This is a genomic window from Mycobacterium sp. DBP42, from assembly GCF_005924235.1.
Taxonomy (GTDB): domain Bacteria; phylum Actinomycetota; class Actinomycetes; order Mycobacteriales; family Mycobacteriaceae; genus Mycobacterium; species Mycobacterium syngnathidarum.
Map to the genome: position 1 here is coordinate 197,221 of NZ_VCMY01000006.1, position 26,532 is coordinate 223,752.

At 65.9% G+C, this 26,532-nt stretch carries 28 protein-coding genes; 19 read left to right on the forward strand and 9 right to left on the reverse strand.

Annotated elements, in window-relative coordinates:
* The first annotated feature begins 3 nt into the window (after positions 1 to 3).
* Genes E0T84_RS09730 through E0T84_RS09750 form a run of 5 tightly spaced genes read left to right on the forward strand, consistent with a single transcriptional unit; the run spans position 4 to position 5,432 of the window.
* The gene (locus E0T84_RS09730) at positions 4 to 876 is read left to right on the forward strand and encodes an SDR family oxidoreductase (protein ID WP_171054964.1); all 873 of its coding nucleotides are present in this window, start codon (positions 4 to 6) and stop codon (positions 874 to 876) included.
* Positions 873 to 2,144: an acyl-CoA dehydrogenase family protein gene (locus E0T84_RS09735; RefSeq protein ID WP_138744324.1), complete on the forward strand. Its 1,272-nt coding sequence runs from the start codon at positions 873 to 875 to the stop codon at positions 2,142 to 2,144. The genes E0T84_RS09730 and E0T84_RS09735 overlap by 4 nt, the downstream gene beginning before the upstream one ends.
* Complete coding sequence (locus E0T84_RS09740) at positions 2,141 to 2,977, forward strand: alpha/beta fold hydrolase (protein ID WP_138744325.1); 837 nt, start codon at positions 2,141 to 2,143, stop codon at positions 2,975 to 2,977. Before E0T84_RS09735 ends, E0T84_RS09740 begins: the two co-directional genes overlap by 4 nt.
* Positions 2,974 to 4,587, forward strand: a complete 1,614-nt coding sequence (locus E0T84_RS09745; protein ID WP_138744326.1) for an acyl-CoA synthetase — start codon at positions 2,974 to 2,976, stop codon at positions 4,585 to 4,587. Before E0T84_RS09740 ends, E0T84_RS09745 begins: the two co-directional genes overlap by 4 nt.
* Positions 4,584 to 5,432 carry an SDR family oxidoreductase gene (locus tag E0T84_RS09750; protein WP_138744327.1) on the forward strand — a complete coding sequence of 283 codons (849 nt, stop codon included), beginning with the start codon at positions 4,584 to 4,586 and terminating at the stop codon, positions 5,430 to 5,432. The genes E0T84_RS09745 and E0T84_RS09750 overlap by 4 nt, the downstream gene beginning before the upstream one ends.
* Before the next feature lie 36 nt (positions 5,433 to 5,468).
* Here E0T84_RS09750 and mntR read toward each other — a convergent pair whose 3' ends face one another.
* On the reverse strand, positions 5,469 to 6,191 hold the full coding sequence (gene mntR / locus E0T84_RS09755; protein WP_138744328.1) for a manganese-binding transcriptional regulator MntR: 723 nt from the start codon (positions 6,189 to 6,191) through the stop codon (positions 5,469 to 5,471).
* Positions 6,192 to 6,271: 80 nt separating this feature from the next.
* On the opposite strand from mntR, the gene E0T84_RS09760 reads away from it, so the two are divergent.
* The 6 genes from E0T84_RS09760 (at position 6,272) to bla (ending at position 12,996) form a co-directional block, all read left to right on the forward strand.
* Entirely contained in the window at positions 6,272 to 7,258 is a 987-nt protein-coding gene (locus E0T84_RS09760) for a bifunctional riboflavin kinase/FAD synthetase (protein ID WP_138744329.1), read from the forward strand.
* A 148-nt stretch (positions 7,259 to 7,406) separates the two neighbouring features.
* Positions 7,407 to 7,676 carry a 30S ribosomal protein S15 gene (gene rpsO / locus E0T84_RS09765; protein WP_070188021.1) on the forward strand — a complete coding sequence of 90 codons (270 nt, stop codon included), beginning with the start codon at positions 7,407 to 7,409 and terminating at the stop codon, positions 7,674 to 7,676.
* Positions 7,677 to 7,779: 103 nt separating this feature from the next.
* Positions 7,780 to 8,196 carry a hypothetical protein gene (locus tag E0T84_RS09770; RefSeq protein ID WP_070188047.1) on the forward strand — a complete coding sequence of 139 codons (417 nt, stop codon included), beginning with the start codon at positions 7,780 to 7,782 and terminating at the stop codon, positions 8,194 to 8,196.
* Positions 8,197 to 8,503: 307 nt separating this feature from the next.
* Positions 8,504 to 10,774, forward strand: coding sequence for a polyribonucleotide nucleotidyltransferase (locus E0T84_RS09775; protein WP_138744330.1), 2,271 nt, complete (start codon positions 8,504 to 8,506; stop codon positions 10,772 to 10,774).
* Positions 10,775 to 10,803: 29 nt separating this feature from the next.
* The gene (locus E0T84_RS09780; protein WP_138744331.1) at positions 10,804 to 12,093 is read left to right on the forward strand and encodes a pitrilysin family protein; all 1,290 of its coding nucleotides are present in this window, start codon (positions 10,804 to 10,806) and stop codon (positions 12,091 to 12,093) included.
* An 18-nt stretch (positions 12,094 to 12,111) separates the two neighbouring features.
* Positions 12,112 to 12,996, forward strand: coding sequence for a class A beta-lactamase (gene bla, locus E0T84_RS09785; protein WP_138744332.1), 885 nt, complete (start codon positions 12,112 to 12,114; stop codon positions 12,994 to 12,996).
* On the opposite strand, the gene E0T84_RS09790 is transcribed toward bla, so the two are convergent.
* The 3 genes from E0T84_RS09790 to ald all read right to left on the reverse strand — a co-directional run bounded on the left by E0T84_RS09790 (position 12,988) and on the right by ald (position 15,351).
* On the reverse strand, positions 12,988 to 13,458 hold the full coding sequence (locus tag E0T84_RS09790) for an Hsp20/alpha crystallin family protein (protein ID WP_070944058.1): 471 nt from the start codon (positions 13,456 to 13,458) through the stop codon (positions 12,988 to 12,990). The two genes, bla and E0T84_RS09790, sit on opposite strands and share 9 nt — an antisense overlap.
* A 127-nt stretch (positions 13,459 to 13,585) precedes the next feature.
* Positions 13,586 to 14,137 (reverse strand): DUF4334 domain-containing protein, encoded by a 552-nt coding sequence (locus tag E0T84_RS09795; protein WP_239253022.1) that lies wholly within the window; start codon positions 14,135 to 14,137, stop codon positions 13,586 to 13,588.
* Positions 14,138 to 14,235: 98 nt separating this feature from the next.
* Entirely contained in the window at positions 14,236 to 15,351 is a 1,116-nt protein-coding gene (gene ald / locus E0T84_RS09800; protein WP_138744333.1) for an alanine dehydrogenase, read from the reverse strand.
* A 94-nt stretch (positions 15,352 to 15,445) separates the two neighbouring features.
* Between ald and E0T84_RS09805 the strand changes: the two genes are divergently transcribed.
* Positions 15,446 to 15,958 carry an Lrp/AsnC family transcriptional regulator gene (locus E0T84_RS09805; protein ID WP_138744334.1) on the forward strand — a complete coding sequence of 171 codons (513 nt, stop codon included), beginning with the start codon at positions 15,446 to 15,448 and terminating at the stop codon, positions 15,956 to 15,958.
* Positions 15,959 to 15,960: 2 nt separating this feature from the next.
* On the opposite strand, the gene E0T84_RS09810 is transcribed toward E0T84_RS09805, so the two are convergent.
* Positions 15,961 to 16,734 carry an META domain-containing protein gene (locus tag E0T84_RS09810; protein ID WP_138744335.1) on the reverse strand — a complete coding sequence of 258 codons (774 nt, stop codon included), beginning with the start codon at positions 16,732 to 16,734 and terminating at the stop codon, positions 15,961 to 15,963.
* Positions 16,735 to 16,782: 48 nt separating this feature from the next.
* A complete protein-coding gene (locus tag E0T84_RS09815; protein WP_138744336.1) occupies positions 16,783 to 18,165 on the reverse strand; it encodes an HNH endonuclease signature motif containing protein in 1,383 nt (460 codons plus the stop codon).
* Positions 18,166 to 18,291: 126 nt separating this feature from the next.
* Here E0T84_RS09815 and dapB point away from each other — a divergent pair, with 126 nt between their 5' ends.
* The 4 genes from dapB to E0T84_RS09835 are packed head-to-tail and all read left to right on the forward strand — an operon-like array spanning position 18,292 to position 20,425.
* Positions 18,292 to 19,029 (forward strand): 4-hydroxy-tetrahydrodipicolinate reductase, encoded by a 738-nt coding sequence (dapB, locus tag E0T84_RS09820; RefSeq protein WP_070186384.1) that lies wholly within the window; start codon positions 18,292 to 18,294, stop codon positions 19,027 to 19,029.
* Positions 19,026 to 19,496, forward strand: coding sequence for a hypothetical protein (locus E0T84_RS09825; protein WP_070186385.1), 471 nt, complete (start codon positions 19,026 to 19,028; stop codon positions 19,494 to 19,496). The genes dapB and E0T84_RS09825 overlap by 4 nt, the downstream gene beginning before the upstream one ends.
* Complete coding sequence (locus tag E0T84_RS09830; RefSeq protein ID WP_070186386.1) at positions 19,493 to 19,948, forward strand: flavodoxin family protein; 456 nt, start codon at positions 19,493 to 19,495, stop codon at positions 19,946 to 19,948. The genes E0T84_RS09825 and E0T84_RS09830 overlap by 4 nt, the downstream gene beginning before the upstream one ends.
* Positions 19,949 to 19,960: 12 nt before the next feature.
* Positions 19,961 to 20,425: a hypothetical protein gene (locus tag E0T84_RS09835; protein WP_070186387.1), complete on the forward strand. Its 465-nt coding sequence runs from the start codon at positions 19,961 to 19,963 to the stop codon at positions 20,423 to 20,425.
* Positions 20,426 to 20,482: 57 nt separating this feature from the next.
* Here E0T84_RS09835 and E0T84_RS09840 read toward each other — a convergent pair whose 3' ends face one another.
* Positions 20,483 to 21,232 (reverse strand): dienelactone hydrolase family protein, encoded by a 750-nt coding sequence (locus tag E0T84_RS09840; RefSeq protein WP_070186388.1) that lies wholly within the window; start codon positions 21,230 to 21,232, stop codon positions 20,483 to 20,485.
* A gap of 42 nt (positions 21,233 to 21,274) precedes the next feature.
* On the opposite strand from E0T84_RS09840, the gene E0T84_RS09845 reads away from it, so the two are divergent.
* Positions 21,275 to 22,075, forward strand: coding sequence for a thymidylate synthase (locus E0T84_RS09845; protein ID WP_070186389.1), 801 nt, complete (start codon positions 21,275 to 21,277; stop codon positions 22,073 to 22,075).
* Positions 22,072 to 22,578 (forward strand): dihydrofolate reductase, encoded by a 507-nt coding sequence (locus E0T84_RS09850; protein WP_070186390.1) that lies wholly within the window; start codon positions 22,072 to 22,074, stop codon positions 22,576 to 22,578. Before E0T84_RS09845 ends, E0T84_RS09850 begins: the two co-directional genes overlap by 4 nt.
* Here E0T84_RS09850 and E0T84_RS09855 read toward each other — a convergent pair.
* Positions 22,560 to 23,801, reverse strand: a complete 1,242-nt coding sequence (locus E0T84_RS09855) for a DUF4303 domain-containing protein (protein WP_070186391.1) — start codon at positions 23,799 to 23,801, stop codon at positions 22,560 to 22,562. The two genes, E0T84_RS09850 and E0T84_RS09855, sit on opposite strands and share 19 nt — an antisense overlap.
* A 129-nt stretch (positions 23,802 to 23,930) precedes the next feature.
* Between E0T84_RS09855 and E0T84_RS09860 the strand changes: the two genes are divergently transcribed.
* Complete coding sequence (locus E0T84_RS09860; protein ID WP_138744337.1) at positions 23,931 to 25,139, forward strand: winged helix-turn-helix domain-containing protein; 1,209 nt, start codon at positions 23,931 to 23,933, stop codon at positions 25,137 to 25,139.
* Here E0T84_RS09860 and E0T84_RS09865 read toward each other — a convergent pair.
* Positions 25,116 to 26,528 (reverse strand): APC family permease, encoded by a 1,413-nt coding sequence (locus E0T84_RS09865; RefSeq protein WP_070184956.1) that lies wholly within the window; start codon positions 26,526 to 26,528, stop codon positions 25,116 to 25,118. The genes E0T84_RS09860 and E0T84_RS09865 overlap by 24 nt on opposite strands.
* Positions 26,529 to 26,532: the final 4 nt, after the last annotated feature.

Here is a 26,532-nt window from a genome sequence, read left to right on the forward strand (position 1 = left end):
CAGATGGGTGCATTGGAAGGACGCGTCGCGGTCATCACCGGCGCGGGTCGTGGAATCGGGCGGGAACATGCCCTGCTGTTCGCGTCGGAAGGCGCGAGTGTCGTCGTCAACGATCTGGGCGGCAGCAATGCCGGTGAGGGCACAGACGCCGGGCCGGCGCATGACGTGGTCGCGGAGATCCAGGCTGCCGGCGGCAAGGCCGTGGTCAATACCGCGAACGTTGCCACCTGGGACGGGGCGAAGTCCTTGGTCCAGCAGGCGATCGACGAGTTCGGCCGGCTCGACGTGGTGGTCAACAACGCCGGCATCCTGCGGGACGGGTTCATTCCGACAATGTCCGAATCCGACTGGGACGCGGTGATCGCGGTCCACCTCAAGGGGCACTTCTCGGTGCTGCGCCATGCTGCCGAGTACTGGAAGGCGCAGTCGAAGGCCGGAGATCAGCCCAACGCAGCGGTGATCAACACCGCATCCGGCTCGGGCACCACGATCCCGAACGCCGGACAGGCGAACTACGGATCGGCCAAGGCGGCGATCGCCGCGCTGACTCTGGTAGCCGCCGACGAGTTGGAACGCTACGGCGTCCGGGTGAATGCGATCGCGCCGATCGCTCGAACCCGACTCACCCTGGCGACCCCCGGGATGGGCGCGCTGATGGCCGAACCCGAGGACGAGGGAGAGGCCGACCTGTTCAGCCCGGCCAACATCTCACCGCTCGTCGCCTACCTCGCGACGGAGAAGTGTCCGGTCACTGGTCGGGTGTACGCCGTTCAGGGCGGGGCGATCTCGCAACTGGCCGGTTGGCATGACGTCGAGACCATCGAGACCGACGGACTGTGGCAGATCGACGACATCGCTGGGCGGTTGCCGTCATGATCGAGTGGTCCGACACCGATGTGATCATGCGCGACACGGTCCGTGAGTTCATCGACAAGGAGATCCGGCCGCATCTCGACGGGCTGGAGAGCGGTGAGCTGTCGCCGTACCCCTTCGCGCGCAAGCTGTTCAGTGAGTTCGGTCTCGACGTGATGGCCGCCGAGGCGGTCAAGACCATGCTCGACAAAGAGCGTGAGCGTGGTTCGGGTGAGAGCCGCGAGAAATCCGGGGGAATCGGCGCGCTCGGCGAACAGGCCTCGATGGCTGCCGTCATGGTGTCGGAGCTCGCTGGAGTGAGCATCGGCCTGCTCAGCACCATCGGGGTCAGCCTGGGACTCGGTGCGGCAACCATCATGAGTCGCGGAACCCTGGCGCAGAAGGAGCGGTGGCTGCCGGAGCTGATGACGCTGGAGAAGGTTGCGGCGTGGGCGATCACCGAGCCCGATGCCGGCTCGGATGCCTTCGGCGGCATGAAGACCTACGTCAAGCGTGACGGTGCGGATTACATTCTGAACGGGCAGAAGACCTTCATCACCAACGGCCCCTACGCCGACGTCCTCATCGTCTACGCCAAGCTGGACGAGGGTAATCACGCTTCAACAGGGTCCTCGCGCGAGCGCTCGTCCGAAGACCGGCGGGACCGCCCGGTGCTCACCTTCGTGCTGGACTCCGGCATGCCCGGCCTGACCCAGGGCAAGCCGTTCAAGAAGATGGGCATGATGTCCTCACCCACGGGTGTGGTGTTTTTCGACAACGTGCGGATCAGCCCCGATCGGCTGTTGGGGGAGACCGAATCCCACACCGGCGGCGACGGGCGTGACAGTGCGCGAGCCAACTTCGCAGCGGAACGGGTCGGGGTGGCGTTGATGTCGTTGGGCATCATCAACGAGTGCCACCGGCTGTGCCTCGACTATGCGAAGACCCGAACGCTGTGGGGCAAGAGGATCGCCGAGTTCCAGTTGATCCAGCTGAAGCTGGCCAAGATGGAGATTGCCCGGATCAACGTGCAGAACATGGTGTTCCAGACACTGGAGCGGCTCAAGGCCGGACAGATGCCGTCCCTTTCCGAAGCGTCGGCGATCAAGCTCTACTCCTCGGAAGCCGCGACCGAAGTCGCCATGGAGGCCGTCCAACTGTTCGGCGGCAACGGCTACATGGCCGAGTACCGGGTGGAGCAACTCGCCCGGGACGCCAAGTCGTTGATGATCTACGCCGGCAGCAACGAGGTGCAGGTGACGCACATCGCGAAGGGGCTGCTCGCGGGATGATCGCGGAAAGTCGGGCCAGGTTCGGTGGGGTGGGCACCAGGGTGCTGTCGGTGCCGGGCAACGGGACCCCGGTGGTGATGCTGCACGGCTATGCCGATTCTGCCGACACCTGGCGCGCCGTGCTCACACGGTTGGAGGCGTTGGGGCGCAACGCGGTTGCGGTTGATCTGCCCGGCTTCGGCCGGGCGGATCACCGCCGGCCAGGACCATTGCTACCGCAGTTCGATGCGTTTACCGACGCGCTACTGGCTGAGCACGGGCCTGCGATTCTGGTGGGCAACTCACTCGGAGCGGCCACCGCCGTGCGTGCGGCCACCCGTAATCCGGGCTCGGTGCGCGGGTTGGTGGCCCTCGACGATCCGCTGAATGCACGGCACTGGCTGGCCCGCGCGGCCAGGTACCGCGACCTCCCGGTCCGGTTCTGGAATGGTGTGGGACGAATTCCGGTGCCGGCTACCGCGGTCCGCTGGGCGGCGAGGCGAAGCGTGGTGCGCGTGCTGTACGGCTCGCCCACCATCGAACCCGACCCGGTGGTCATGACCCACTGGGCGACAATCTGCGCCAGCCAGGCATCGGTTGCCGCACTCGGCCGATATGCATTCCAGTACGCGCGCGAGACCCGCGGCGGCCACCGCGACGTCCGGGTCACCTGCCCCACGGTTGTGGTACACGGCGCACGCGACCGCATCATCCCTGTTGACGCGAGTCACCTGCTGCACCAACAGATTCCAGGAAGTGAGCTCGTGGTCTTACCCCGATCAGGTCATTGCCCCCAACTCGACGACCCCGACGCCGTGGTGCGGCTGATCACGGCAATCGGAGCGGCCGCATGATGGGTACACTGCATCAGCTGCGCGATGTCGCGGCGGCCGCGCTGGTTCTGCAGCGCCGTGGGCTGGTCGACCTGAGCGATCCCCTCGAAGCGCTCCGCGCGTCACAAGCCTTGCGCAAGTATGGGTCATTCGGCGGCCTGCTCACCCACGCCGCTGCACGCTACGGCGAGGCGACTGCACTCGTTGACGAAGCCGGGACCATGAGCTTCCGCGATCTCGAACGAACGTCGAATGCGTTGGCCCGTGGACTGTCCAGCAGGCGAATCAAAGCGGGATCTGTGATCGGTGTCCTCGAACGCAACCATCGGGGACTCATGCTTGCCTTGGCTGCGGCGGGCAAGGTCGGCGCCAGGGTGGTGCTGCTCAACACGGGCTTCGCTGCACCGCAGCTGGCTGATGTCTGTGAGCGGGAGAATGTCTCGGCGGTTGTCGCCGATGAGGAGTTCGTAGGACTGCTCGATGCGTTGCCCGCGGACATCGAGCGCATCATCGGATGGGCTGATGACGCGACGACGCTGCCGACCCTTGATGCGATCGCAGTGGGAGAGTGGCCCGACCCACTGCCGGCGCCGAGAGCCGTGGGCGGGATGGTGTTGTTGACCAGCGGTACCACCGGGACCCCCAAGGGGGCACCGCGAAACAAGGTGAGTCCCCTGCAGTCCGCGCAGCTGCTTGACCGGATCCCGTGGCCCGCAGGCGGCACCTATTGTGTGGCGGCACCGATGTTTCATGCCACCGGATTGGCGACCTGCTCGCTGGGGCTTGCCCTGGGAAATCGCGTTGTGTTGGCTCGCCGGTTCGAGCCCGAAGACACACTTGCAGCGATTGAGACCCACCGGGTGAATGCGCTGATTGTCGTGCCGACGATGTTGCAACGCATTCTCGACCTGGGGTCCGACGTGCTCGCCCGCTATGACACATCCTCGCTGGGGGTGGTATTCGCTGCCGGCTCGGCGCTGTCGCCCGACCTCTGCCGGCGCACCGCCGAGGTGTTCGGCGACGTGCTCTACAACCTGTACGGCTCGACCGAAGTCGCTGTTGCCGCTGTGGCCACACCAGGTGAGTTGCGTGCGGCGCCGGGCACCGTGGGGCGCCCTCCGGTCGGCTGCACCCTGGCCGTGTATGACGAACACCGGCGCCGGATCACCGAACCAGGGCGGACCGGCACGCTGTTCGTCTCCAGCGGGTTGAGTTTCTCGGGTTACACAGACGGCGGCAACAAGGAGATCGTCGACGGCCTGTTGTCTTCGGGGGACACCGGACATTTCTCCGCCGACGGGCTGTGGTTCGTCGACGGTCGTGACGACGAGATGATTGTCTCCGGCGGCGAGAACGTCTTCCCGCTGGAAGTGGAGAACCTCCTTGTGGCGCACCCTGGCGTCGTGGACGTCGCGGTGATCGGTGTCGATGACGACGACTTCGGAAAGCGGTTGCGGGCCTTCATCGTCAGCGATCCCGGTGTTGATCTGGAAGCCGACGATATCAGGGCGTACGTGCGCGCCCACCTGGCTCGGCACAAGGTGCCCCGCGACGTCGTATTCGTTCCGACGTTGCCACGCAACGAAACCGGAAAACTGCTCAAAGGTGTGCTGCGGAAGGAGTTCAGATGAATGCGATCCCACGCCAGGGGAGCCGGGTGGTGGCGATCACCGGAGGAGCGCGCGGGATCGGGAAGGCAACCGCAGCCGAGTTCCTACGGGCAGGTGCGCCGGTCGCCCTCGGCGACATCGACACCGAGCTGGTCGAGAAGACCGCGGCCGAACTCGCCGATACCACCGGCGGTGTGGCCTGCGGTTTACCGCTCGACGTCACCGATCGGTCATCGTTCTCGTCGTTCCTCGATGCGGTCGAGGAAAGACTCGGCCCACTGGGCGCCTTGGTCAACAACGCCGGCATCATGCCTACCGGCAGTTTCACCGATGAGACCGACGCGATGACCGACCGCATGGTCGCGATCAACCTGTCTGGGGTTCTCAACGGATCGAAGCTCGCCGCCCGGCGGATGGCCGGGCATGGTGGCCACATCGTCAATGTGGCGTCGTTGGCCGGGGTGAGCGCCTTCCCTGGATTGGCGACCTACTGCGCCACCAAGCATGCCGTTGTCGGATTCTCCGAAGCGCTGCACCTTGAGCTCGGCGGGCACGGCATCGGAGTCACCGCGGTACTGCCCGGAGTCGTGCACACCGAACTGTCCGCGGGGCACAGCACGCCGAAATGGATCCGGCCGATCGCGGAGGTGGAGCCCGAGGACGTCGCGATCGCGATAGTCGCTGCGGTGGGAGGCGAGCAGACCGCGGTTTCGGTACCACGGGCGCTGGGGGCGATGATCAAGATCGCCTCGGCCCTGCCCGACCGGATGCGGCACCGAATCGCCCACGCCGCACATTTCGATACCGCGTTCACCCGCGTAGACGCCGATGCCCGGCAGGCGTATCACCGGCGGCTGCAAGCCTGAGGCCGCAAGCGTCGCGTGATCGCCTCCCGCGACGAGTCAGCTCGCGACGACCCAGATCGCCTCGGCTGCCGGATTGCCCAGCTCCACCTGGACGCCGGCTTCATCCGCACCGGCCGGGGAACCGGCCGCACCCGGGTTCTGGATCGCCACCGAGATGACGCCGGCGAAATCGCGCCGCGCGAGCACCCGTACCCGGGAATCGAGGGCGATGCCGACGCTGTCGAAGTAGCGCAGCATCTCCGGATCGGCATCCGAGATCCGGGCCACTGTGCCGGCTTCGCCGTCCTGGCACGCCGACAGCTGGCGGGCCGGAGGTGTGGGCACCTGGCCATCGGCGGCCGGGATCGGGTCGCCGTGTGGATCGCGGGTGGGGTGGCCCAGCTTGGCGTCGATGCGGTCGAGCATCAGGTCGGAGACCGCGTGCTCGAGGATCTCGGCTTCGTCGTGCACCTCGTCCCAGCCGTAGCCCAGCTCCTGGACCAGGAAGGTCTCCATCAGCCGGTGCCGCCGGACCATCGCCAGCGCCGCGCGCCGGCCCGCGTCGGTCAGCGTCACCGCGCCGTACTTCTCGTGATCGACCAGGCCCTGGTCGGCGAGCTTGCGAATCGATTCCGACGCCGTGGATGCCGACACGCCGATCCGCTCGGCCAGCAGTTTCGTGCTGACCTTCTCGCGAGACCACTCCTGGGCCGTCCAGATGACTTTCAGATAGTCCTGGGCAACCGTGGAGAGGTCTTGGTGGTTACCGTCGGGACTCACAGTAGGAAAGTTTAGGCAATCATCACCTGATCGGGGGATCTAGAGCAGACCGTGCCGCGTTCGGGTCGTAGGCTGAGTGCGTGCAGCGCTGGCGTGGGCAGGACGAGATCCCCACGGACTGGGGCAGGTGTGTAGTCACCATCGGGGTGTTCGACGGGGTTCACCGTGGACACGCGGAGTTGATCAGCCATGCGGTGAAAGCCGGGCGATCACGCGGAGTGCCGGTGGTCCTCATGACCTTCGACCCCCATCCGATGGAAGTGGTGTTTCCGGGGAGTCACCCGGCGCAGTTGACCACGCTCACCCGGCGTGCCGAGCTGGTCGAGGAACTCGGTGTCGACGTGTTCCTGGTGATGCCGTTCACCACGGATTTCATGAAGCTCACCCCGGAGCGCTACATCCACGAGTTGCTGGTGGAAGACCTGCACGTGGTCGAGGTCGTGGTGGGGGAGAACTTCACCTTCGGCAAGAAGGCGGCAGGCAACGTGGCGATGTTGCGCGCGGCCGGGGAGCGCTTCGGATTTGCCGTCGAGAGCATGTCGCTGGTCACCGAGACACTCGACGCCGAGCATCGCGACGAGCGGGTCACGTTCTCGTCGACATACATCCGTTCCTGCGTCGACGCCGGCGACATGGTGGCCGCCACCGAAGCCCTGGGCCGGCCGCATCGCGTCGAGGGCGTGGTGGTGCGTGGTGACGGGCGCGGCCGGGTACTGGGATTCCCGACGGCCAACGTGGCGCCGCCGATGTTCTCGGCGATTCCGGCCGACGGCGTCTACGCCGCCTGGTTCACGGTTTTGGGACACGGCCCGGTGATGGGCACCGTTATCCCCGGCGAGCGGTATGAGGCGGCGGTCTCTGTCGGCACCAATCCGACCTTCTCCGGGCGCACCCGCACGGTCGAGGCATTTGTGCTCGACACCGAGGCGGATCTGTACGGGCAGCATGTGGCGGTCGATTTCGTGGCCCGGATCCGGGGCATGGAGAAGTTCGACCGGGTCGAGGAGCTGGTCGCCGAGATGAAGCGCGACGCCGAGAAGGCCCGCACGATTCTGAGCTCGCGCTAGCAAAGGCTGAATTCGCGGCTCGCCGCGGTGGCTGAATTCGCGGCTCGCCGCGGTGCTGCTAAACTTTGCGCCGATCCGGTGCATGCTGCAGTCCGCGGTGGCTGTGCCGAGAAAATGTTCGCGGGACTGAAATGATGGAGTTACTTTCGTGGCGCTTACTGCCGAGCAGAAAAAAGAAATCCTGAGCAGCTACGGTCTGCACGAGACCGACACCGGTTCGCCGGAGGCCCAGGTTGCCCTGCTGACCAAGCGGATCATCGATCTGACCGAGCACCTCAAGCAGCACAAGCACGACCACCACTCGCGTCGTGGCCTGCTGTTGCTCGTCGGCCGCCGCCGCCGGCTGCTGAAGTACGTCGCGCAGGTTGACGTGGCGCGCTACCGCTCGTTGATCGAGCGCCTCGGGCTGCGTCGCTGACGCGGCGTCGGTGCCACCACTTTCCGCGGCTGCCCCTCTCGGGGCAGCCGCGATACTTTTCATCGGCGGGCTGACCGCATGCTCGTCCGCGGCGGCCGCGGACATGAAGGCAGGGGACTGCCTGAAGATGAGCGGCACGTACGACCGCCCGGACGCCAGCCATGCGGAATGTGGCAGCGACGCGTCGAACTACAAGGTCATCTCTGTGCTGGCTGGGCCTACCGACGCTGCCCAGTGCCCGGGTGACATCGACACCTACTACTCGGTGCGCAGTGCATTCAGCGACGAGACCCAGACACTGTGCCTGGACATCGACTGGCTCCCGGGCGCCTGCATGAGCATCGATCCGGAGAACGACAAAGACCCGTATCGGGTGGATTGCTCGGATTCGTCTGCGCCGCACCGGCAACGGGCCACCGAGGTCCTCCGCGGCGTGTCGAACGTCGATCAGTGCGCCAGCGGCGTGGGCTACGCGTACCCGGAACGCCAGTTCACCGTATGTGTGGAGGACGTGTCCTAGCTGGCACGGATAGGGATCGGGCCGTTGCCGCCGTGTAACATGAGGTCGTTCAGCGGGCGAAGTCTGCGCTGAACACAGGTGCGGCACCCGCGATCCGCGGGCGTTGTTCCTGCGAGTCATATCGGGCCCGCCTGGACGGGCGGTCTTCGGTAGTGGCTGCCGGAACCCCGGCACAGGGACTATCTCTGCGGGGGCCTATCCGGCCGCTTCGATCGACGGCCGTAGCCGTATCCAGGGCCCGTGGCGTAGCGCCACCGTGACGCCGCGAAAACAGTTGAACGAATTCCGAAAGAGGCCAACGGACTCTATGTCTGTAGTTGAACTTGAAGACGGTGTGTTCGAATCCACCGCAACCCTCGACAACGGGAGCTTCGGCACCCGCACCATCCGTTTCGAGACCGGGCGGCTCGCCCAGCAGGCCGCCGGCTCCGTCGTCGCCTACCTCGACGACGAGACCATGCTGCTGAGCGCCACCACCGCCAGCAAGACGCCGAAGGACCACTTCGACTTCTTCCCGCTGACCATCGACGTCGAGGAGCGGATGTACGCCGCGGGCCGGATCCCCGGCTCCTTCTTCCGGCGCGAGGGCCGTCCGTCGACCGACGCGATCCTGACCTGCCGCCTGATCGACCGGCCGCTGCGCCCGTCCTTCGTCAGCGGTCTGCGCAACGAGATCCAGGTCGTGGTGACCGTGCTGAGTCTGGATCCCAAGGACCTGTACGACGTGCTGGCCATCAACGCGGCCTCGGCGTCGACGCAGATCTCCGGTCTGCCGTTCTCCGGCCCGGTCGGCGGCGTGCGAGTCGCCCTGATCTCCACTCCTGAAAACAAGGCAGGCCAGTGGGTTGCCTTCCCGACCGTCGAGCAGCTGGAGAACGCTGTCTTCGACATGGTCGTCGCGGGCCGCAAGGTGGGCGACGACGTCGCGATCATGATGGTCGAGGCCGAAGCCACCGAGAACGTGATCGAGCTCGTCTCCGGCGGCGCCGGTGCGCCGACCGAGACTGTCGTGGCCGAGGGCCTCGAAGCCGCCAAGCCGTTCATCGCGGCGCTGTGCGACGCCCAGGCCGAGCTGGCCGAGAAGGCCGCCAAGGAGATCGCCGAGTACCCGCTGTTCCCCGACTACGAGGCAGACGTCTACGACGCCGTGGCCGCGGTGGCGACCGAGGCGCTGGCCGAGGCGCTGACCATCGCAGGCAAGCACGAGCGGGACGACCGCACCAACGAGATCAAGGTCGAGGTGCTCGATCGCCTGGGCGAGACCTACGCCGGCCGCGAGAAGGAAATCGGCGCGGCCTACCGCTCGCTGACCAAAAAGCTTGTGCGCCAGCGCATCCTGACCGACCACTTCCGTATCGACGGTCGTGGTGTCACCGACATCCGTGCCCTCTCGGCCGAAGTGGCCATCATCCCGCGGGCGCACGGAAGCGCGCTGTTCGAGCGCGGCGAGACCCAGATCATGGGTGTCACCACGCTGGACATGGTCAAGATGGCCCAGCAGATCGACTCGCTGGGACCCGAGACCAGCAAGCGCTACATGCATCACTACAACTTCCCGCCGTTCTCGACCGGTGAGACCGGCCGCGTGGGTTCGCCCAAGCGCCGCGAGATCGGCCACGGCGCGCTGGCCGAGCGGGCCCTGGTTCCTGTGCTGCCCAGCGTGGAGGAGTTCCCCTACGCCATCCGTCAGGTGTCCGAGGCCCTCGGCTCGAACGGTTCGACCTCGATGGGCTCGGTGTGTGCTTCGACGCTGTCGCTGCTGAACGCCGGTGTGCCGCTCAAGGCGCCGGTGGCCGGTATCGCGATGGGCCTGGTCTCCGACGAGGTGAACGGCGAGACCCGTTACGTGACGCTGACCGACATCCTCGGCGCCGAGGATGCTTTCGGCGACATGGACTTCAAGTGCGCAGGCACCAAGGACTTCGTCACCGCGTTGCAGCTCGACACCAAGCTCGACGGCATCCCGTCCAAGGTGCTGGCCGGTGCGCTGGCGCAGGCCAAGGACGCCCGCCTGACGATCCTGGACGTGATGGCCGAGGCCATCGACGCGCCGGACGAGATGAGCCCGTACGCGCCGCGGATCACCACCATCAAGGTTCCGGTGGACAAGATCGGTGAGGTCATCGGGCCCAAGGGCAAGATGATCAACTCGATCACCGAGGAGACCGGCGCCAACATTTCCATCGAGGACGACGGCACGGTGTTCGTCGGTGCCTCCAACGGCGAAGCGGCGCAGGCCGCGATCGACAAGATCAACGCCATCGCCAACCCGCAGCTGCCGAAGATCGGTGAGCGCTTCCTCGGCACCGTGGTCAAGACCACCGATTTCGGTGCGTTCGTGTCGTTGCTGCCCGGTCGAGACGGCCTGGTCCACATCTCGAAGCTGGGCCGCGGCAAGCGCATCGCCAAGGTCGAGGATGTGGTGAAGGTCGGCGACAAGCTGCGCGTCGAGATCGCCGACATCGACAACCGCGGCAAGATCTCGCTGGTGCTCGTCGACGAAGAGTCGGCGGAGAAGGCGGATCCGGCTACCGACGGTGCCCCGGCTACCGCCGACGCCGCCGCTGCCGAGTCCTGATCACCTCAGCTCGACCCGAGGCGTCTGCACTGAACACCACACATGTCCGCCGGACAGATCTGCCCGGCGGACTCCGGGTGGTCACTGAGTACATCCCGTCGGTGCGTTCGGCGTCCGTCGGGGTCTGGGTGGGTGTCGGCTCCCGCGACGAAGGACGAAGCGTCGCGGGTGCCGCCCACTTCCTGGAGCACCTGCTGTTCAAGGCCACTCCGACGCGCAGCGCGGTCGACATCGCTCAGGCCGTCGATGCCGTCGGCGGTGAGTTGAACGCGTTCACCACGCGTGAGCACACCTGCTACTACGCACATGTGCTCGACACCGATCTGGAGCTCGCGGTCGACCTGGTGTCCGATGTGGTGCTACGGGGTCGGTGCGCCACCGAGGATGTCGAGGTTGAGCGCGACGTCGTGCTCGAAGAGATCGCGATGCGCGACGACGATCCCGAGGACAGTCTCGGTGACGTCTTCCTCTCGGCGATGTTCGGCGACCATCCGGTGGGGCGTCCGGTGATCGGCAGCGTCGAGTCGATCGAAACGATGACCCGTGCGCAATTGCATTCGTTCCACGTGCGTCGGTACACGCCCGAACGCATGATCGTGGCGGTGGCCGGCAACATCGACCACGATGTGGTGGTGTCGCTGGTTCGGCAGCATTTCGGTCCGAGATTGGAGGCCGGCCGCGCCGCGGTGTCTCCGCGCAAGGGCGCCGGACGCGTAGGCGGCAAACCGTCGCTGCTCGTGATCGACCGCGACGGGGAGCAGTCCCATGTTTCGCTCGGGGTTCGCACGCCGGGCCGGCACTGGGAACATCGGTGGGCACTGTCGGTGCTCAACACCGCGCTCGGCGGTGGTCTGAGTTCGCGTCTGTTCCAACAGATTCGCGAGTCACGGGGCCTGGCCTACTCGGTGTACTCCACGGTGGACACCTTCGCCGACAGCGGGGCGCTCTCGGTGTACGCCGGTTGTCAGCCGGAACGGTTCGACGAAGTGGTCCGGGTGACCACCGATGTGTTGGAAGGCGTTGCCAGAGACGGCATCACCGCCGATGAGTGTCGTATCGCGAAGGGCTCGTTACGTGGTGGCCTGGTGCTCGGGCTGGAGGATTCCGGATCACGTATGCACCGGATCGGTCGCAGCGAGCTCAACTACGGTGAACACCGGACCATCGATCATACGTTGGCCCAGATCGAGGCGGTCACGCTCGAAGAGGTCAACGCCGTCGCTCATCAGTTGCTGTCCCGTGACTACGGTGCTGCCGTGCTCGGCCCCTACCGATCGAAAAAGTCTCTGCCGCAACAGCTTCAAACTATTGCCGACTGACCCGCTACGCTGGGTCCGATGACCGGACTTTCACGGCGCAATGTTCTGATCGGTTCGCTTGTGGCGGCGGCCGCCGTCGGTGCCGGTGTGGGTCACGCCGCACCGGCTTTCGCGGCCCCGGTTGACGACGGGATCGCCGAACTGGAGCGTAGGAACAACGCCTTCATCGGCATGTACGCGTCCAATCTGGATTCCGGCCGCACCCTGACGCACCGTGCCGACGAGATGTTCGCGATGTGCTCGACGTTCAAGGCTTATGCGGCCGCGCGGGTGCTGCAGATGGCTGAGCACGGCGAGGTCTCATTGGAGAACCGGGTGTTCGTCGACCGTGAGGCGATCGTGCCGAACTCCCCGGTCACCGAGACCCGTGCCGGTGGCGAAATGACATTGGCTCAGTTGTGTCAGGCGGCGCTTCAGCGCAGTGACAACACGGCGGCGAACCTGCTGCTGAAGACCATCGGCGGGCCGGCGGCTGTTACCGCTTTCGCCCGCAGCGTCGGCGATGAGCGCACCCGCCTGGACCGCTGGGAGGTCGAGTTGAACTCGGCGATTCCCGGGGACCCGAGGGATACCAGCACGCCTTCGGCACTGGCGGTGGGATACCGCGCGGTGTTGGCCGGTGACGCGTTGAGCCCGCCGCGGCGCCGCCTACTGGAGGACTGGATGCGGGCCAACCAGACCTCGAGCATGCGTTCCGGGCTTCCGGAGGGCTGGACCACCGCTGACAAGACCGGTAGCGGGGATTACGGCAGCACCAATGACGCCGGAATCGCTTTCGGTCCCGAGGGCCAACGGTTGCTGTTGGTGATGATGACGCGATCGCAGGCCGACGACCCGAAGGCCGAGAACCTGCGACCGCTCATCGGTGAGCTGACAGCCCTGGTGCTGCCGTCGCTACTGTGAGTGCTCAGCGGGTTCGATTGCGGTCGAGCCGTTCTCGGTGCCTTGGATCGCGATCTGGCGGGCGCCGGCGGGGTTCTGCGACAACGGCACGCGCACGGTCAGGATGCCGCGCTCGTATCCTGCGGTGATGTTGTCCTCGTCTGCCTCGGCCGGCAGCGTCACGGTCCGCAGGAAGGAACCGTAGGAGAATTCCGACCGGGCGGTGGTGTCGGCGCGCTCCGAACGTTCGGCCTTCACCGTCAGCTGGCCGTCGGCCACGGTGATCTGAACATCGTTGCCGGGATCAATGCCGGGGATCTCGGCCCGCAGTTCGTAATGGTCTTCGGTGACCTCGTCCTCGATGCGCATGAGATTGCGCTCGAAGATGGGCCGCAGGCCGGCGAACGGGGTGATCCCGGCGAAGAACTCGGAGAGCTCGGGCAGCAGCGGGCGGGGCTGGTGCGCGACGGGCAGGTTGACCATGGGTGACTCCTCAGTCCTGGAACGTCGATCGGAGGAAAAGGCCTTGTAACGCTTGCCCTTTCGATCCAAGCACTCACGTGGAGCCACGGGTCGAATGCGCGGTGAACAGCTCGGGTACGCGCGGCTGCTAGGTGACCCGAAGTGAATCGTCGCGCTGCAGGACGAAGAAATAGGGTGCGCGGGAATTGCGCAGGTCCATCGCTCCGATCACGGCGTCGTCGGTCAGCCGCCGGAACACGTCGTTGATCGGCAGCTGGTCGTAGATCATCGTCGCGGTGTCGACGCCGCGGTAGCGCGTGGTGCGCAGCCTGGCCTTGGGCGCGCGGGTTTGCAGTACGGGTCGCAGGGCGGCGATGGGTGCCACCATCGACCGATTCCGAAGTAGTGGAACTTTGTTCGACACGGCGAGTCCGCCGAATGCCAGGGCCGGATTGAGGGCCCATAGTGATGCGCCGTCACCGGCGGGGAACAGCAGCGGGTGAACGGTTTCGCCGTCGACGAACTGTTTGCCCCACCAGCCGCTGGCCGCCAGCACGCCGTCCATCGGATGTCCGGTGGGCAACTCGGCCCCGTTCCAGGTACCGAGCATGAACTCCGGTTCGACGGCATCGGCCGCGTCGAACACGGCGAGCGCTTCACGCGTCGTCGTCGGGACGGTCGGAAACAACTGCTGCAGCATGGACGTCACCATACTTGACACGTGTCAAGTATGGGATTCGCCCCCGGGATGCGCATCGCCCGGCCGGAGCGGGCTCCAGCCGGGCGACGGTGGCGAGATCAGGCCAGGACCGTGGCCGGATCGGTGAACGGCAATCCGAGGTCGGCGCCGACCTGCTCGGAAAGCAGCGCACCTTCGTGCGTCGACAGGCCCTTGGCCAGCGCTGCGTCGTCTGCGCAAGCAGCCTTCCAGCCCTTGTCTGCCAACTTGAGCACGTACGGCATGGTGGCGTTGGTCAGCGCGAAGGTGGAGGTGCGCGGCACTGAGCCGGGCATGTTGGCCACGCAGTAGAAGACCGTGTCGTGGACGCTGAACGTCGGGTCATCGTGGGTGGTGGGCCGTGAATCCTCGAAGCAACCGCCCTGGTCGATGGCGATGTCGACCAGCACCGCGCCCGGCTTCATATGGGCGACAGTCGAATTGGTGACCAGCTTGGGTGCCTTGGCGCCCGGGATCAGCACCGCGCCGATCACCAGATCGGCCCTCTTCACGGCTTCCTCGAGCTCGAGTGAAGACGAGTAGCGGGTTTCGATGCCGGCGTTGGTCTCGTTGTCGATCTTGCGCAGTGTGTTGATGTTCAGGTCGAACACCGTGACGTGTGCGCCCATGCCCTTGGCGATGCGGGCGGCGTTGTAACCGGCGACGCCACCACCGATGACGACGACCTCGGCCGGGGCGACACCGGGGACGCCACCCATCAGCACGCCGCGGCCGCCTTGCGTGCGCATCAGGTGGTAAGAGCCGACCTGCGCGGAAAGGCGCCCGGCGACCTCGCTCATCGGCGCCAGCAGCGGCAGCGAACCATCGGCGATCTGCACCGTCTCATAGGCGATGGAGGTGGTGCCCGAGGCCAGCAGGGCGTCGGTGCATTCCCTGGATGCCGCCAGGTGTAGATAGGTGAACAGGGTCTGGCCCTTGCGCATCCGGGAGTACTCGGCCGCGATGGGTTCCTTGACCTTGAGGAGCAGTTCGGCCTCGGCCCAGACCTGGTCGGCGGTGGTCACGAGCTCGGCGCCGGCGGCCTTGAAGTCGTTGTCGGTGATGGCTGAGCCTTCGCCCGCTCCGGCCTGGATGATCACGTCGTGGCCGCGTCGGGTCAGCTCCGCCACGCCCGCCGGGGTGATGGCCACGCGGTACTCGTTGTTCTTGATCTCGGTCGGGATACCGACGAGCATGGTTGCTCCTTCAATGTTGGGATGCTGAGAACAATTGTGAAGAACCTTCGATAACTGATCAATATCTGCGATAAAAATTCGTTATGCTCGCTGAGTGACTGAAGGATCATCAATCTTGCCGGGTCGTGGGGGTCGTTCACCGAAGGATGTTCGGCCCGAACTCGATGATGTGGACCGTCGCATCCTGCTGGCGCTGCACGCCGATGCCCGCATGTCCAACAGCGCATTGGCCGACGCGGTCGGTATCGCCGCATCGACCTGCCACGGGCGAGTGCGCAGGCTCCAGGAGATCGGGGTGATCAGGGGCTTCTACACCGACATCGATCCGGCCGCGGTCGGGCTCAGTCTGCAGGCGATGATCTCGGTGAGCCTGCAGTCGAACGCGCGCGGAAAGATCCGGAACTTCATCGCCCATATCCGCACGCGGCCGCAGGTGATGGACGTGTATTTCCTGGCCGGCGGAGACGATTTCATCCTGCATGTGGCAGCACGCGACACCGAGGATCTGCGGGCATTCGTGGTCGAGAACCTCAATGCCGACGCCGACGTGGCGGGTACGCAGACTTCACTGATCTTCGAACACCTGCGCGGGGCGTCACCGCTGTAAGTTCACTGCGCGCGCAATACCAGCCCGTTGCCGTCGGTGCTGGACAGTTTCAGCTCGTCACCGTCGACAGCCGTTTGGACCGCGCCCTTGAGGACCCGCAGCACGGCCTGCTCGACCTCGGTGACCTCCGGCGGGCAGGCCATCCTCGTGGTGGTCAGCGGGCCGAAGTCGATGACCGCCGGCGACCCGGAAACGGTCGCATGGCCGTTGATCCGGTTGCAGCCCGTCGAACCGCTTACAGTTCCGTCCTCACCGATGGTCAAGGTGGGCTTGGATTGTTCGAGTGCCACCGAGGTGCTGATCGCCTGCGCCGACACCAGGCCGGTGACCTGCCACGTGGTGCCGGTGAGCGCACGGTCGGGGGCGACCACCTTCTTGTCCCGCAACGTGACGGTCGCGGCGTCGGTGTGCAACGTGAGGGTGTCGCCCGACAAGGACCAGGTCGGTTTGGCGTCGAAGAACTTCGAAACCCAGGCATCCGCGTCGCCCACCGGCGGTGGGCAGGCCATCATGGTCATGGCCAACTGGTTGGCGGTGATTCGGCCTCCCGACAGATCGGCGCTGCCCGAACCGTGGTTACAGCCGGCGAAGGTGCTGATCTGCGGTCCGTCGAAACCGATCGTCAGCGGTCCACCGCCGGGGATCTGGTCACCCTCCACCTGTTGGGAGATGAAGGTGCGCCCGTTGAGGTCGTCGGCGTCGGCGGTCGCGTTGTCAGAACACCCGAGGACGGCCAGCAGGGCGACGGCGAAAGGGACCAGCGGGATCAGACGCATGGCTCCACCCTAGGGACCAATATCCGTCCCGGTCACCGGTGTCGGCAATCAGGCTGGATGACAGTCGGTTTCGTCGTCGCCGTCGTCAGTGAAGTAGCGCTGTGGATGGTGGTAGGTATTGGTGCGGGCTTGACCCGTGTCCAGGAGTGGGGGCGGGATCCACTCGCATTGGCCACGGCTGTTGATGCGGGTCGTCCATTTGCCCGGGCCCACCAGACGTTGGTCAGGACCGCAACCAAGTGTCAGTTCATCAACATTGGTGCGTCCGCCTTGGGCGAAGTCTTGTTGGGCGTGATGTACCTGGCACTTGTTGCCGCACGCGGTACATCCTGGCCGGGTGCAGCCGCGCTCGCGTGCGAACAGCATCAACCGCTGAGCCAGGGTGGCGATACGTCGTGTTCTGCCAAGGTAGAGCGGCATATTGGTGTGTTTGTCGTACACGGCCAGATAGTGCCAGGCGTGGGCGGCCAACCGGATCACATCGGGGATCGAGAGTTTGGTGCCGCCGGCGGTGATCGCGACCCCGGCGCCGGCCTCCAGCTCCTGCAGGGTGGTGGTGGCCACGATCGAGACGGGTAGCCCGTTGTATTGGCCGAGTCCGCCCGACATCAGCGCGCTGCGGACCAGGGCGAGCAGGGCGTCGTGAGTGCGTTGGGCTGGACTGCGGGTGTCGGCATCGATCTGATCCTGGGTGGGTGTGCCGCTGGTGCAGGGGTTCTCGTCGTCGGGGTTGCACATGCCCGGTGCCGCGGTTTTGGCGTTGACGGCTTCGAGGCCAGCGCGTAGTTCAGGGTTGATCCAGCCCGAGATGCGCGACGAACCGTCGGGCTGTTGGTGGCCGATGACGATCCCGCGGCGTCGTGCGCACTGTTCGTCAGCGGGTTCAGGTCCGTCCTGGTTCAACAGATACAGCGCCTCGTTGACCGACTGCTGCAGGGCCTCGGGGGCGTTTTGGGCGGCGACGGCTACCAGCTTCTCTTCGAACCGGGCGCGGTTGGTCGCATCCACCCACTGTGGGCATTTGCGAAAGAACGATTCGAGGATCTCGATGTGTTCGGAGTTGACCCAGCCACCGGCCTGGGCCGCTGCGGTCGCTGACCGCAACGGCGGCAGGGACTCCCCGGAAATCGACGTCCGGGGCGCGAAGTGCAGTGCGTCGCGGTAGCGGCGGCGCGCCTCCGTCCCTGACACCCGCAGCCGGATACGCAGCGCCTCGGGCCAGGACTTCGCGCCGATGCGGGCCGCTGTGCCCTGCTCGGCGAGTGCGGTGATGGCGGGGTGCTCGATGGTGGGGATCAGGTTGCGGGCCTCCTGCAGGCCTGAGCACACGTCGAGCAACTCCGCGGCCGACAGGGCGGTGAAGGGTATCGACTGCAGGTCGGCGACTGCGGCCGCCAGTGCGGCGAGCTTGCCGGTTACCCCGCTGTCCATGTTTCGAACATTAGTTCGAGCATCTGACAGATCTGGCTGGTTTGATGCTGCAGTGACAAATGAGGTCAAAGTTTTCTCGGACCGCCCTCAATGTCGCCGACACTCCCGGGCAGTAGGCTCCCAACCATGCGAGTGGGTGTTCTCGGAGCAAAAGGCAAAGTCGGCGCGACCATGGTGCACGCGGTTGAATCCGCGGAAGATCTGACGTTTTCGGCCGGGGTCGACATGGGCGATCCGTTGACCCTGCTCACAGATGCCAAGACCGACGTCGTCATCGACTTCACCCACCCCGACGTGGTGATGGACAACCTGAAGTTCCTCATCGACAACGGAATTCACGCCGTCGTCGGCACCACCGGATTCACCTGGGACCGCATCGAACAGGTGGAGGCCTGGCTCAAGGCAAAGCCCGAGTCCGCGGTGCTCATCGCGCCGAACTTCGCCATCGGTGCGGTGCTGTCCATGCACTTCGCCCAGCAGGCGGCGCGGTATTTCGAATCGGTCGAGATCATCGAACTGCACCATCCGCACAAGGCTGATGCGCCCTCGGGCACGGCCGCGCGCACCGCAAAGCTCATCGCCGAGGCGCGAAAAGGTATGCCGCCCAATCCGGATGCCACCAGCACCGGCCTGGAGGGGGCGCGGGGCGCCGACGTGGACGGCGTGCCGGTGCACTCGGTCCGGTTGGCCGGCCTGGTCGCACACCAGGAGGTGCTGTTCGGCACCCAGGGGGAGACGTTGACCATCCGCCACGACAGCCTGGACCGGTCCTCGTTCGTGCCGGGCGTGCTGCTGGCCGTGCGCAAGATCAGCGAGCGGCCGGGTATGACCATCGGCATTGAACCGCTGCTCGACCTGTCGTGAGTGACGGCGCGCGGTCGCTGCGCATCCAACTGGTGATCGGCTTCATGTGCCTGGCGCTGATCGTCTACTTCCTGATGCTGGGGCGCACCGCGTGGGTCTTCATCACTTCGGGCGAGCCGGCCGCGATCGGGCTGGGCCTGGCGCTGCTGGTGTTCCCACTGATCGGCATCTGGGTGCTGGTCACCACCCTGCGGGCAGGCCTGGCGCACCAGCGGCTGGCCCGTCTGGCCCGTGAGCAGGGCATGGAACTCGACGTCAGTGAGTTGCCCACCCGGCCATCGGGCCGCATCGAACGCGATGCGGCTGATGGGCTGTTCATCACGGTCAAGGCCGAACTGGAGGCCGACCCGGACAATTGGGTTCGCTGGTACCGACTGGCCCGCGCCTACGACTTCGCCGGTGACCGTGGCCGTGCCCGCGAAACCATGCGGACCGCCGTGCGGATGCAGGAGCAACAGCCCTCATGACCAAGACACTGCTCGTGGTGCACCACACGCCCTCTCCGGCGACGCGTGAGCTCCTGGAGGCAGTGCTGGCCGGGGCCCACGATCCAGACATCTCCGGCGTCACGGTCGAATCGAAGCCCGCACTAGCTGCGACGGTCACCGACATGTTGGGTGCCGACGGCTATTTGTTCGGTACCACAGCGAATTTCGGCTACATGAGCGGTGCCCTGAAACATTTTTTCGATACTGTGTACTACCCGAGCCTCGACCACGTGGCCGGGCGTCCGTACGGGCTGTGGGTGCATGGCAACAACGACACAGTCGGCGCGGCAGGCGCGGTCGACAAGATCGTTGCAGGGCTGGCGTTGGTCAAAGCGGCTGACGTACTTGAAGTTACGGGTGTGGTCGACGGCGGTGTCCGAGAGCGGGCCTACGAGCTGGGCGGCACCCTGGCCGCAACGCTGATGGAGTGATGGAGGGACGTAATGCCAGGAATCGCTGATCTCGCGCTGGGAGCGGCGCCCATTGCCGGCGGTGCCCTGCTGGGCGCGGCCGCAGGCAACCTCAAGCCACCGGACGTGCGCGGTTTGATCGCCAAGGATTTCGACCTGCTGGCCAAGATCCCTCCCGAGCAGACGGAGCGACGAGCACGGTTTCAGGCCAACATCGACCGGCGCATCGACGAATTGATCGAGGCCGGCGACCGCACGCGCGAAATCCGTGAGGCCGCGATGTCCTACCGCGGCAACTGGCGCGACATCCTGGTGTTCGTATGTGCGTTGCTGTTCACGTTCATCTGGTGGAACGTCAGCCACAGCCGGCCCAACTGGACACTGACCTTCATCGTGATGATCATCGTTTCGGTGGCCGCGGCGATCTACGCGGGCCGCGGTATTGCCCGCGCGATCAACACCTACCTGCACCGAAACGACGACAAACCGCGGGCCTGATCCAACCTCAGCGGAGATGCATGTCCGACGACGTCGGCGTGCGAAGTCGTGGAACGGTCAGGCGGGGGCCAAAGCGGCGCCGAACACCCGCTCGGTGTTCTCCCAATGCCGCTGTGCGGCGGCCTCGTCGTATACCGCCGCATGATCGGGCACGGCGAATCCGTGCGCGGCGGGATAGAACTCGATGGTGTGCTCGACTGCCGCGCCCGACAGCGCGTCCTCCAACCTCTTGCCGTCGTCCTCGGTGAAGGAGGCGTCGTTCTCGGCCGCGGCCACGTATACCGTCGCCTGGATCTTGTCGGCCAGCAGGTGCGGGCTGTCGGGATCGTCTTCGACGGCCAGCCTGCCGCCATGGAACGAGAGCGCGGCAGCCACCCGCTCCGGGACGCGGGTCGCCACGATGAGGGAGGCGCGTCCGCCCATGCAGTAACCGGTGGTGCCGAACTTGTCGCCGGAGACGTCGGGCCGGGCGGCGAGGTAGTCGAAGAACGCCTCGGCGTCGGCGGCGATGATCTCCGGAGTGAGCGTGCCCATCAGCTCGAAGAGCTTTTTGCGCTGCTCCTGATCGGTGAACACGGTGTTGAGGTCGATGGGTCCCCATCCCGGGGTGCGGTAGTAGACGTCGGGCACCAGCACGACGTAGCCGAATCCAGCCAGCTTGGCCGCCATCTCTTCCATGGTGGGGCGCAGGCCGCCGGCATCGGGGAACAGCACGACTCCGGGCCAGGGGCCGTCTCCCTCGGGCTTGGCGACGGTGACGGGGCAGGTGCCATCGGGTGTGGTGATGGTGTCTGTGGTGGTCGGCATGGCTTCCGTTCTACTCCCCGCGACGGCACGTAAGCTGAGTGCGTGCCGATTCAGACGCCCTACGAGGACCTGTTACGGAAGGTGACCGAACAGGGGGTGGCGAAATCCGATCGCACCGGCACCGGCACCCGCAGCCTGTTCGGGCACCAGATGCGCTACGACCTGGCGGCCGGGTTTCCGTTGATCACCACCAAGAAGGTGCACACCAAATCGGTGGTCTATGAGCTGCTGTGGTTCCTGCGCGGTGATTCCAACGTGCGTTGGTTGCAAGATCACGGTGTCACAATCTGGGATGAATGGGCCAGTGAGACAGGCGATCTCGGCCCCGTCTACGGAGTGCAGTGGCGGTCGTGGCCGACGCCGTCCGGTGAGCACATCGACCAGATCTCCGGCGCTCTTGAGCTGCTCAAGCGTGATCCCGACTCGCGGCGCAACATCGTCTCGGCGTGGAACGTCGGCGAGATCCCGCAGATGGCGTTGCCGCCGTGCCACGCCTTCTTCCAGTTCTATGTGGCCGATCAGAAACTGTCCTGCCAGCTGTATCAGCGCAGCGCAGACCTCTTTCTGGGGGTGCCGTTCAACATCGCCAGTTACGCCCTGCTGACGCACATGATGGCTGCGCAGGCCGGCCTGGGGGTCGGTGAGTTCATCTGGACCGGCGGTGATTGCCACATCTATGACAACCACGTCGAGCAGGTGGCCCTGCAACTCGGCCGTGAACCCAGACCATATCCAGAACTCGTTCTGGCGCAACGTGATTCGATCTTCGATTACACCTATGAGGACATCGCCATCCTGAACTATGACCCGCACCCGGCAATCAAGGCGCCCGTCGCTGTATGACCGACAAGCACGTGAAAGGTGATCTTCGACGCCTGGCGCTGATCTGGGCGCAGTCGACTTCTGGCGTCATCGGCCGTGGCAATGGCATCCCGTGGCGGCTGCCCGAGGATCAGGCCAGGTTCAAGCAGCTCACACTCGGCCAGACGGTGGTGATGGGGAGGCTGACCTGGGAGTCGTTGCCTGCCAAGGTTCGTCCGTTGCCGGGGCGGCGCAACGTCGTCGTCACCCGCGACGCCGGGTACATCGCTGACGGCGCTGAGGTGGTGACCGAATTCGGTGACGTCTTCCGGGGTTGGGTGATCGGTGGCGCACAGATCTATGCCCAGGCCCTGCCGTTCGCAGATCGCTGTGAGGTCACCGAAATCGACATCGACCTGCCACCCGTCGAGGGCGACGCGATGGCTCCGGAGCTCGACGACTCCTGGACCAAGGCCACGGGAGAGTGGCTCACCAGCAGCTCAGGTCTGCGGTACCGGTACTGCAGCTACGCCCGGGCCCGGTAGCCGGCCAGCCTGCGGACCTCGGAATCGGGGTCCGCTGCGGCCAGTTCGTCGATCTGCGTCTCCAGCTCGGTCACCATGGCAGGGTCGAGGCCTCCGGGGCCCATGGGCCCGATGAGATCGCTGACCACGACGACCGCGTGGCGACGGATCAGCGGCTGGGCATGCGTGAGGCCGGCTCGCCCACCCGCGAGATCGGCGAGGTCGAGGGTGCAGAACCCGCGGCCCGGCTGCAGTTCGTCTGCCACGGCCGCCGCGACGGCCGGATCGGCGAGTCCTGCGGCCAGCAGGGTGTAATCCAGCGGAGGGTGCCCGCGCCCGTGATCGCGGAACGAACGGTACGGCGCGGCGACCGCGGCCGACCTGCTACCAACTGGAACATCTTGGCGGGCAAGCACTTCCAATCCGGCTCCCAGCCGCCCCAGGGCAGCAGCCGCCCAGTCGTGGGCATTACCGCGCAGTGGCAATGCGGCCCACAGGGCATCCAACACCTCGGGGGTCGTGACGTTCAGATCAGCCAGGAGCTTGGCACCCCGCCACGCGGTGTCGTGCCGAGCGAGTGCGGCGATTGCGACGGGTACGGCGGCGTCCCCCGTATCCAGCAGCAGTTCACCGGCGCGTTCCAGTCCCAGATCGGTCGTGGGAGGGCCGGGGGCCAGACCCGCAGCCACCGCCAGCGCTGTGACGCGTTGCGGGACCGCCAGGTCGAGAATCGCCCGCTCGGCATCGGCCGCGGCGACATATTCGGGAAAATGGAGCCTTAGTTCATCCGCGGTCAGCGAGCGAACGAGAAGATCCGCGTCCTCGTCGAGGTAGACGACCGCATTCTCGGGCAGCGTTCCGTCGGCGACGAGAGCGGTACGGGTACCTGCGGCGATGGTCAGCATCGCCTGTGCGAACCGATCCCATTCCGGCTCCCACTGCGCGCGGGAAAGACCGGTCACCGCCGCGATCAGCTGCTCGCCCCAGCCCGAATCCGTCTCGCCCCACTCATAGTCCTGGTACTCCCAGTCGGGCGGGCTGAACCGGCAATCGGGATCCGCGACCGATTCCTCGGTGGCCAGCGCCAGGCTGGGTAGGTAGATCACCCCGGTGGTCTCGGCATAGAACGCACTGAACGCCACGGCATACGGGGTCTCGGACGTGGCCGCCTGGACCATCGTGCGGACCGCGCTCGAAGCGGCCAGGGTCAATTCGGTCTCGAACGCATCCCAGTCGAACGCCACGGCGACCAGTATCGCTGCAATCCGCTCCGCTACTTGTAGGTGCTCTCGCTCCAATCCGCTCCGCTACTTGTCGGGTCCTCGCTCCAATCCGCTCCGCTACTTGTCGGTGCCCTAGGGAACGATGGCCACGTGGCCACCCTGACTACAACCCAGGCCCGGCGCATCGCCGTCGCGGCCCAGGGCTTTCACGACTCCAAACCCCGCGGTGCCGTCACCCGTGCGCATCTGCGCAAGCTGATCTCACGTATTCAGGTGCTACAGCTCGATTCGGTGTCGGTGGCGGTGCGCGCGCACTACGCACCGGTGTTCAGCCGGCTGGGGCCATACGACCGTGACACCTTGGACCGGGCTGCCTGGTCGCACAGCGTGCGCTCACCCCGGCTGCTCGTGGAGTATTGGGCGCACGAGGCCGCTTTGATGGCCGTCGAGGACTGGCCGCTGCTGCGGTGGCGGATGCGGGAGTACACCCACGGGCGGTGGGGTACCGAGATCGTCCGCAAGAACCCCAAGCTCGCCGAGGACATCGTCGCGGCAGTGGCCGAGCTCGGCCCGTCCACCGCCGGACAGATCGAAGCCCACCTGGAGTCCGCGCCACGCGGCCGCAAGGGGCCATGGTGGGACCGCAGCGACACCAAGTGGGTGGCCGAGGCGCTGTGGTCGTCCGGGGTGTTGACGACGGCGACTCGGGTGGGCTTCGCCCGGCACTACGACCTGACCGAACGGGTCCTACCGCCCGAGGTGCTGGCCCGGCAGGTCGACGACGACGAGGCGGTTCGCGAGCTGACCCTGCGAGCGGCCACCGCACTGGGAGTCGGCTCCGAGGCCGATATCCGCGACTACTTCCGGCTGGGGGCCAAGCAGGTCAAGCCGGCGATCGCCAAGCTTGTCGCCGACGGCGAGCTGGAGCCCGTCGACGTCGAAGGGTGGAGCGGGACGGCGTATCTCCGCGCGGGCCAGACGGTGCCACGGCGTGACCGCGGCACTGCACTGCTGTGCCCGTTCGACCCGCTGATCTTCTTCCGTCCCCGGGTAGAGAGGTTGTTCGGCTTTCACTACCGGATCGAGATCTACACGCCGGCGCCGAAGCGGCAATTCGGTTACTACGTATGGCCTTTCATGCTGGACGGCGAGCTGGTGGGGCGGGTCGATATCAAACGCACCGACAGCGCGCTGCAGGTGCCCGGCGCGTTCATGGAGGACGGCCAGGACCCCGCGCGGGTGGCGGAGGCCCTGGCCGTCGAGCTGAGGACGATGGCGGCGTGGCTTGGGGTGGGCGAGGTCGAGGTGGGGGGCCGTGGCGACCTCGCCGAGCCGTTACGTCGCCGGTTCCTCAGCTAGTTCGGGGACCCCACGCCCTCGCATCATGTTGGTGGCGAAGATGATCGCACCGATCACGAGCCACACGATGCCGCCGATTTTCGCCAGTACGTCAGCGTTGAACAACACGTAGCCGACGATCAGGAATCCGACGGTCGGCACCACGAGGTGCAGTAGGTGGTTCTTCGACTTCTGGCGCACCACGTAGTACCAGATGACCGAGGCGTGCAGCAGGCAGAAGCCGAACAGCGCACCGAAATTCACCAGCGACGAGATCAATCCGATCTGTCCGACGAAGAACAGCACCAGCACCAGGCTCAGGGCACTCACCACCAGGATGGCTGCGATCGGCACCTTGCGTGCGCTGATCGTGGACAGGAAGGCGGGCAACTGGCGATCGCGGCTCATCGAGAACAGCAATCGGCTGGTGGCGGCTTGCGCGGCCATCGCATTGGCGAAACCGACGGCGAGCACATTGACCACGAAGAACGCGTTCATCCAGCCGGTGCTCGACGCGGCCTGCACCAGCAGGAAGAACGCGTTGCCCACCTCGTCGTCTCCGAACGATTCACGGCCACCGGCCAGCAGGCTGGCCAACCAGGTCTGGGCGATGAACAGGAACGCCACCACGAACAGCGCAGCGATCATGGCGCGGCCGGCCGGGTTCTTCTTCCCGGTCGATTCCTCGGCCAGTGTTGAGATGCCGTCGAAGCCGAGGAAACTCAGCACCGCGATCGACAACGCCGCCGCGATCAACGGCGCGGTGACCAGCTCGGAGTTCCAGATCGGCAGTGCGCTCCAGCCGACGTCGGGAAGCGACTGACCGTTGATGGCGCGTACCGCGATGATGACGAACAGCACGACGAAAACCAGTTCGACAGCCAGGAACACCCGGTTGACGATTTTCAGCGAACCCACGCCGAGCAGGTTGATGATCGTGTTGACCACCACGAAGACGATCGCCCATACCCAGCGCGGAGTACCGGGGAAGAGCCCGACCATCGATTCGGCGGCGAAGACATACAGCAGGGTAGGGATCAGCAGGTAATCGAGCAGGATGGCCCAGCCGGCGAAGAAGCCCAGACCGGGGTGGATACCGCGTCCCACATAGGCGTACACCGACCCGGCAAGCGGGAACGACTTGGCCATCTGCGAGTAGGCGAGCGCGGTGAACACCATGGCGATGAGGCCGATCAGGTAGACCAGCGGCACCATGCCCGACGCGCTGTTGTAGACCGTGCCGAAGATCGTCCACGGTGCGATGGGCACCATGAAGACCAGGCCGTAGACGATCAGGTCGACGGTGGAGACGGAACGGCTGAGTTCCTGCTTGTAACCGAACGATTCGAGATCGCGTTGTCCTTCACCGGTGGTGAGAGGGGCGGCGGCGGGACAGGCCTCAGTTGCCATGGCG

What these genes read in the sequence shown, in the direction of transcription:
- E0T84_RS09840 (WP_070186388.1), bottom strand. Translation starts at nt 21,232, where the DNA reads ATGCCGACCACCACAGACACCATCACCACACCCGATGGCACCTGCCCC.
- E0T84_RS09730 (WP_171054964.1), top strand. Translation starts at nt 4, where the DNA reads ATGGGTGCATTGGAAGGACGCGTCGCGGTCATCACCGGCGCGGGTCGT.
- E0T84_RS09770 (WP_070188047.1), top strand. Translation starts at nt 7,780, where the DNA reads ATGAAGGCAGGGGACTGCCTGAAGATGAGCGGCACGTACGACCGCCCG.
- E0T84_RS09745 (WP_138744326.1), top strand. Translation starts at nt 2,974, where the DNA reads ATGATGGGTACACTGCATCAGCTGCGCGATGTCGCGGCGGCCGCGCTG.
- E0T84_RS09850 (WP_070186390.1), top strand. Translation starts at nt 22,072, where the DNA reads ATGACCGACAAGCACGTGAAAGGTGATCTTCGACGCCTGGCGCTGATC.
- bla (WP_138744332.1), top strand. Translation starts at nt 12,112, where the DNA reads ATGACCGGACTTTCACGGCGCAATGTTCTGATCGGTTCGCTTGTGGCG.
- ald (WP_138744333.1), bottom strand. Translation starts at nt 15,351, where the DNA reads ATGCTCGTCGGTATCCCGACCGAGATCAAGAACAACGAGTACCGCGTG.
- E0T84_RS09865 (WP_070184956.1), bottom strand. Translation starts at nt 26,528, where the DNA reads ATGGCAACTGAGGCCTGTCCCGCCGCCGCCCCTCTCACCACCGGTGAA.
- E0T84_RS09795 (WP_239253022.1), bottom strand. Translation starts at nt 14,137, where the DNA reads ATGCTGCAGCAGTTGTTTCCGACCGTCCCGACGACGACGCGTGAAGCG.
- E0T84_RS09775 (WP_138744330.1), top strand. Translation starts at nt 8,504, where the DNA reads ATGTCTGTAGTTGAACTTGAAGACGGTGTGTTCGAATCCACCGCAACC.
- E0T84_RS09835 (WP_070186387.1), top strand. Translation starts at nt 19,961, where the DNA reads ATGCCAGGAATCGCTGATCTCGCGCTGGGAGCGGCGCCCATTGCCGGC.
- E0T84_RS09740 (WP_138744325.1), top strand. Translation starts at nt 2,141, where the DNA reads ATGATCGCGGAAAGTCGGGCCAGGTTCGGTGGGGTGGGCACCAGGGTG.
- E0T84_RS09810 (WP_138744335.1), bottom strand. Translation starts at nt 16,734, where the DNA reads ATGCGTCTGATCCCGCTGGTCCCTTTCGCCGTCGCCCTGCTGGCCGTC.
- E0T84_RS09815 (WP_138744336.1), bottom strand. Translation starts at nt 18,165, where the DNA reads ATGGACAGCGGGGTAACCGGCAAGCTCGCCGCACTGGCGGCCGCAGTC.
- E0T84_RS09750 (WP_138744327.1), top strand. Translation starts at nt 4,584, where the DNA reads ATGAATGCGATCCCACGCCAGGGGAGCCGGGTGGTGGCGATCACCGGA.
- dapB (WP_070186384.1), top strand. Translation starts at nt 18,292, where the DNA reads ATGCGAGTGGGTGTTCTCGGAGCAAAAGGCAAAGTCGGCGCGACCATG.
- E0T84_RS09830 (WP_070186386.1), top strand. Translation starts at nt 19,493, where the DNA reads ATGACCAAGACACTGCTCGTGGTGCACCACACGCCCTCTCCGGCGACG.
- E0T84_RS09790 (WP_070944058.1), bottom strand. Translation starts at nt 13,458, where the DNA reads ATGGTCAACCTGCCCGTCGCGCACCAGCCCCGCCCGCTGCTGCCCGAG.
- E0T84_RS09735 (WP_138744324.1), top strand. Translation starts at nt 873, where the DNA reads ATGATCGAGTGGTCCGACACCGATGTGATCATGCGCGACACGGTCCGT.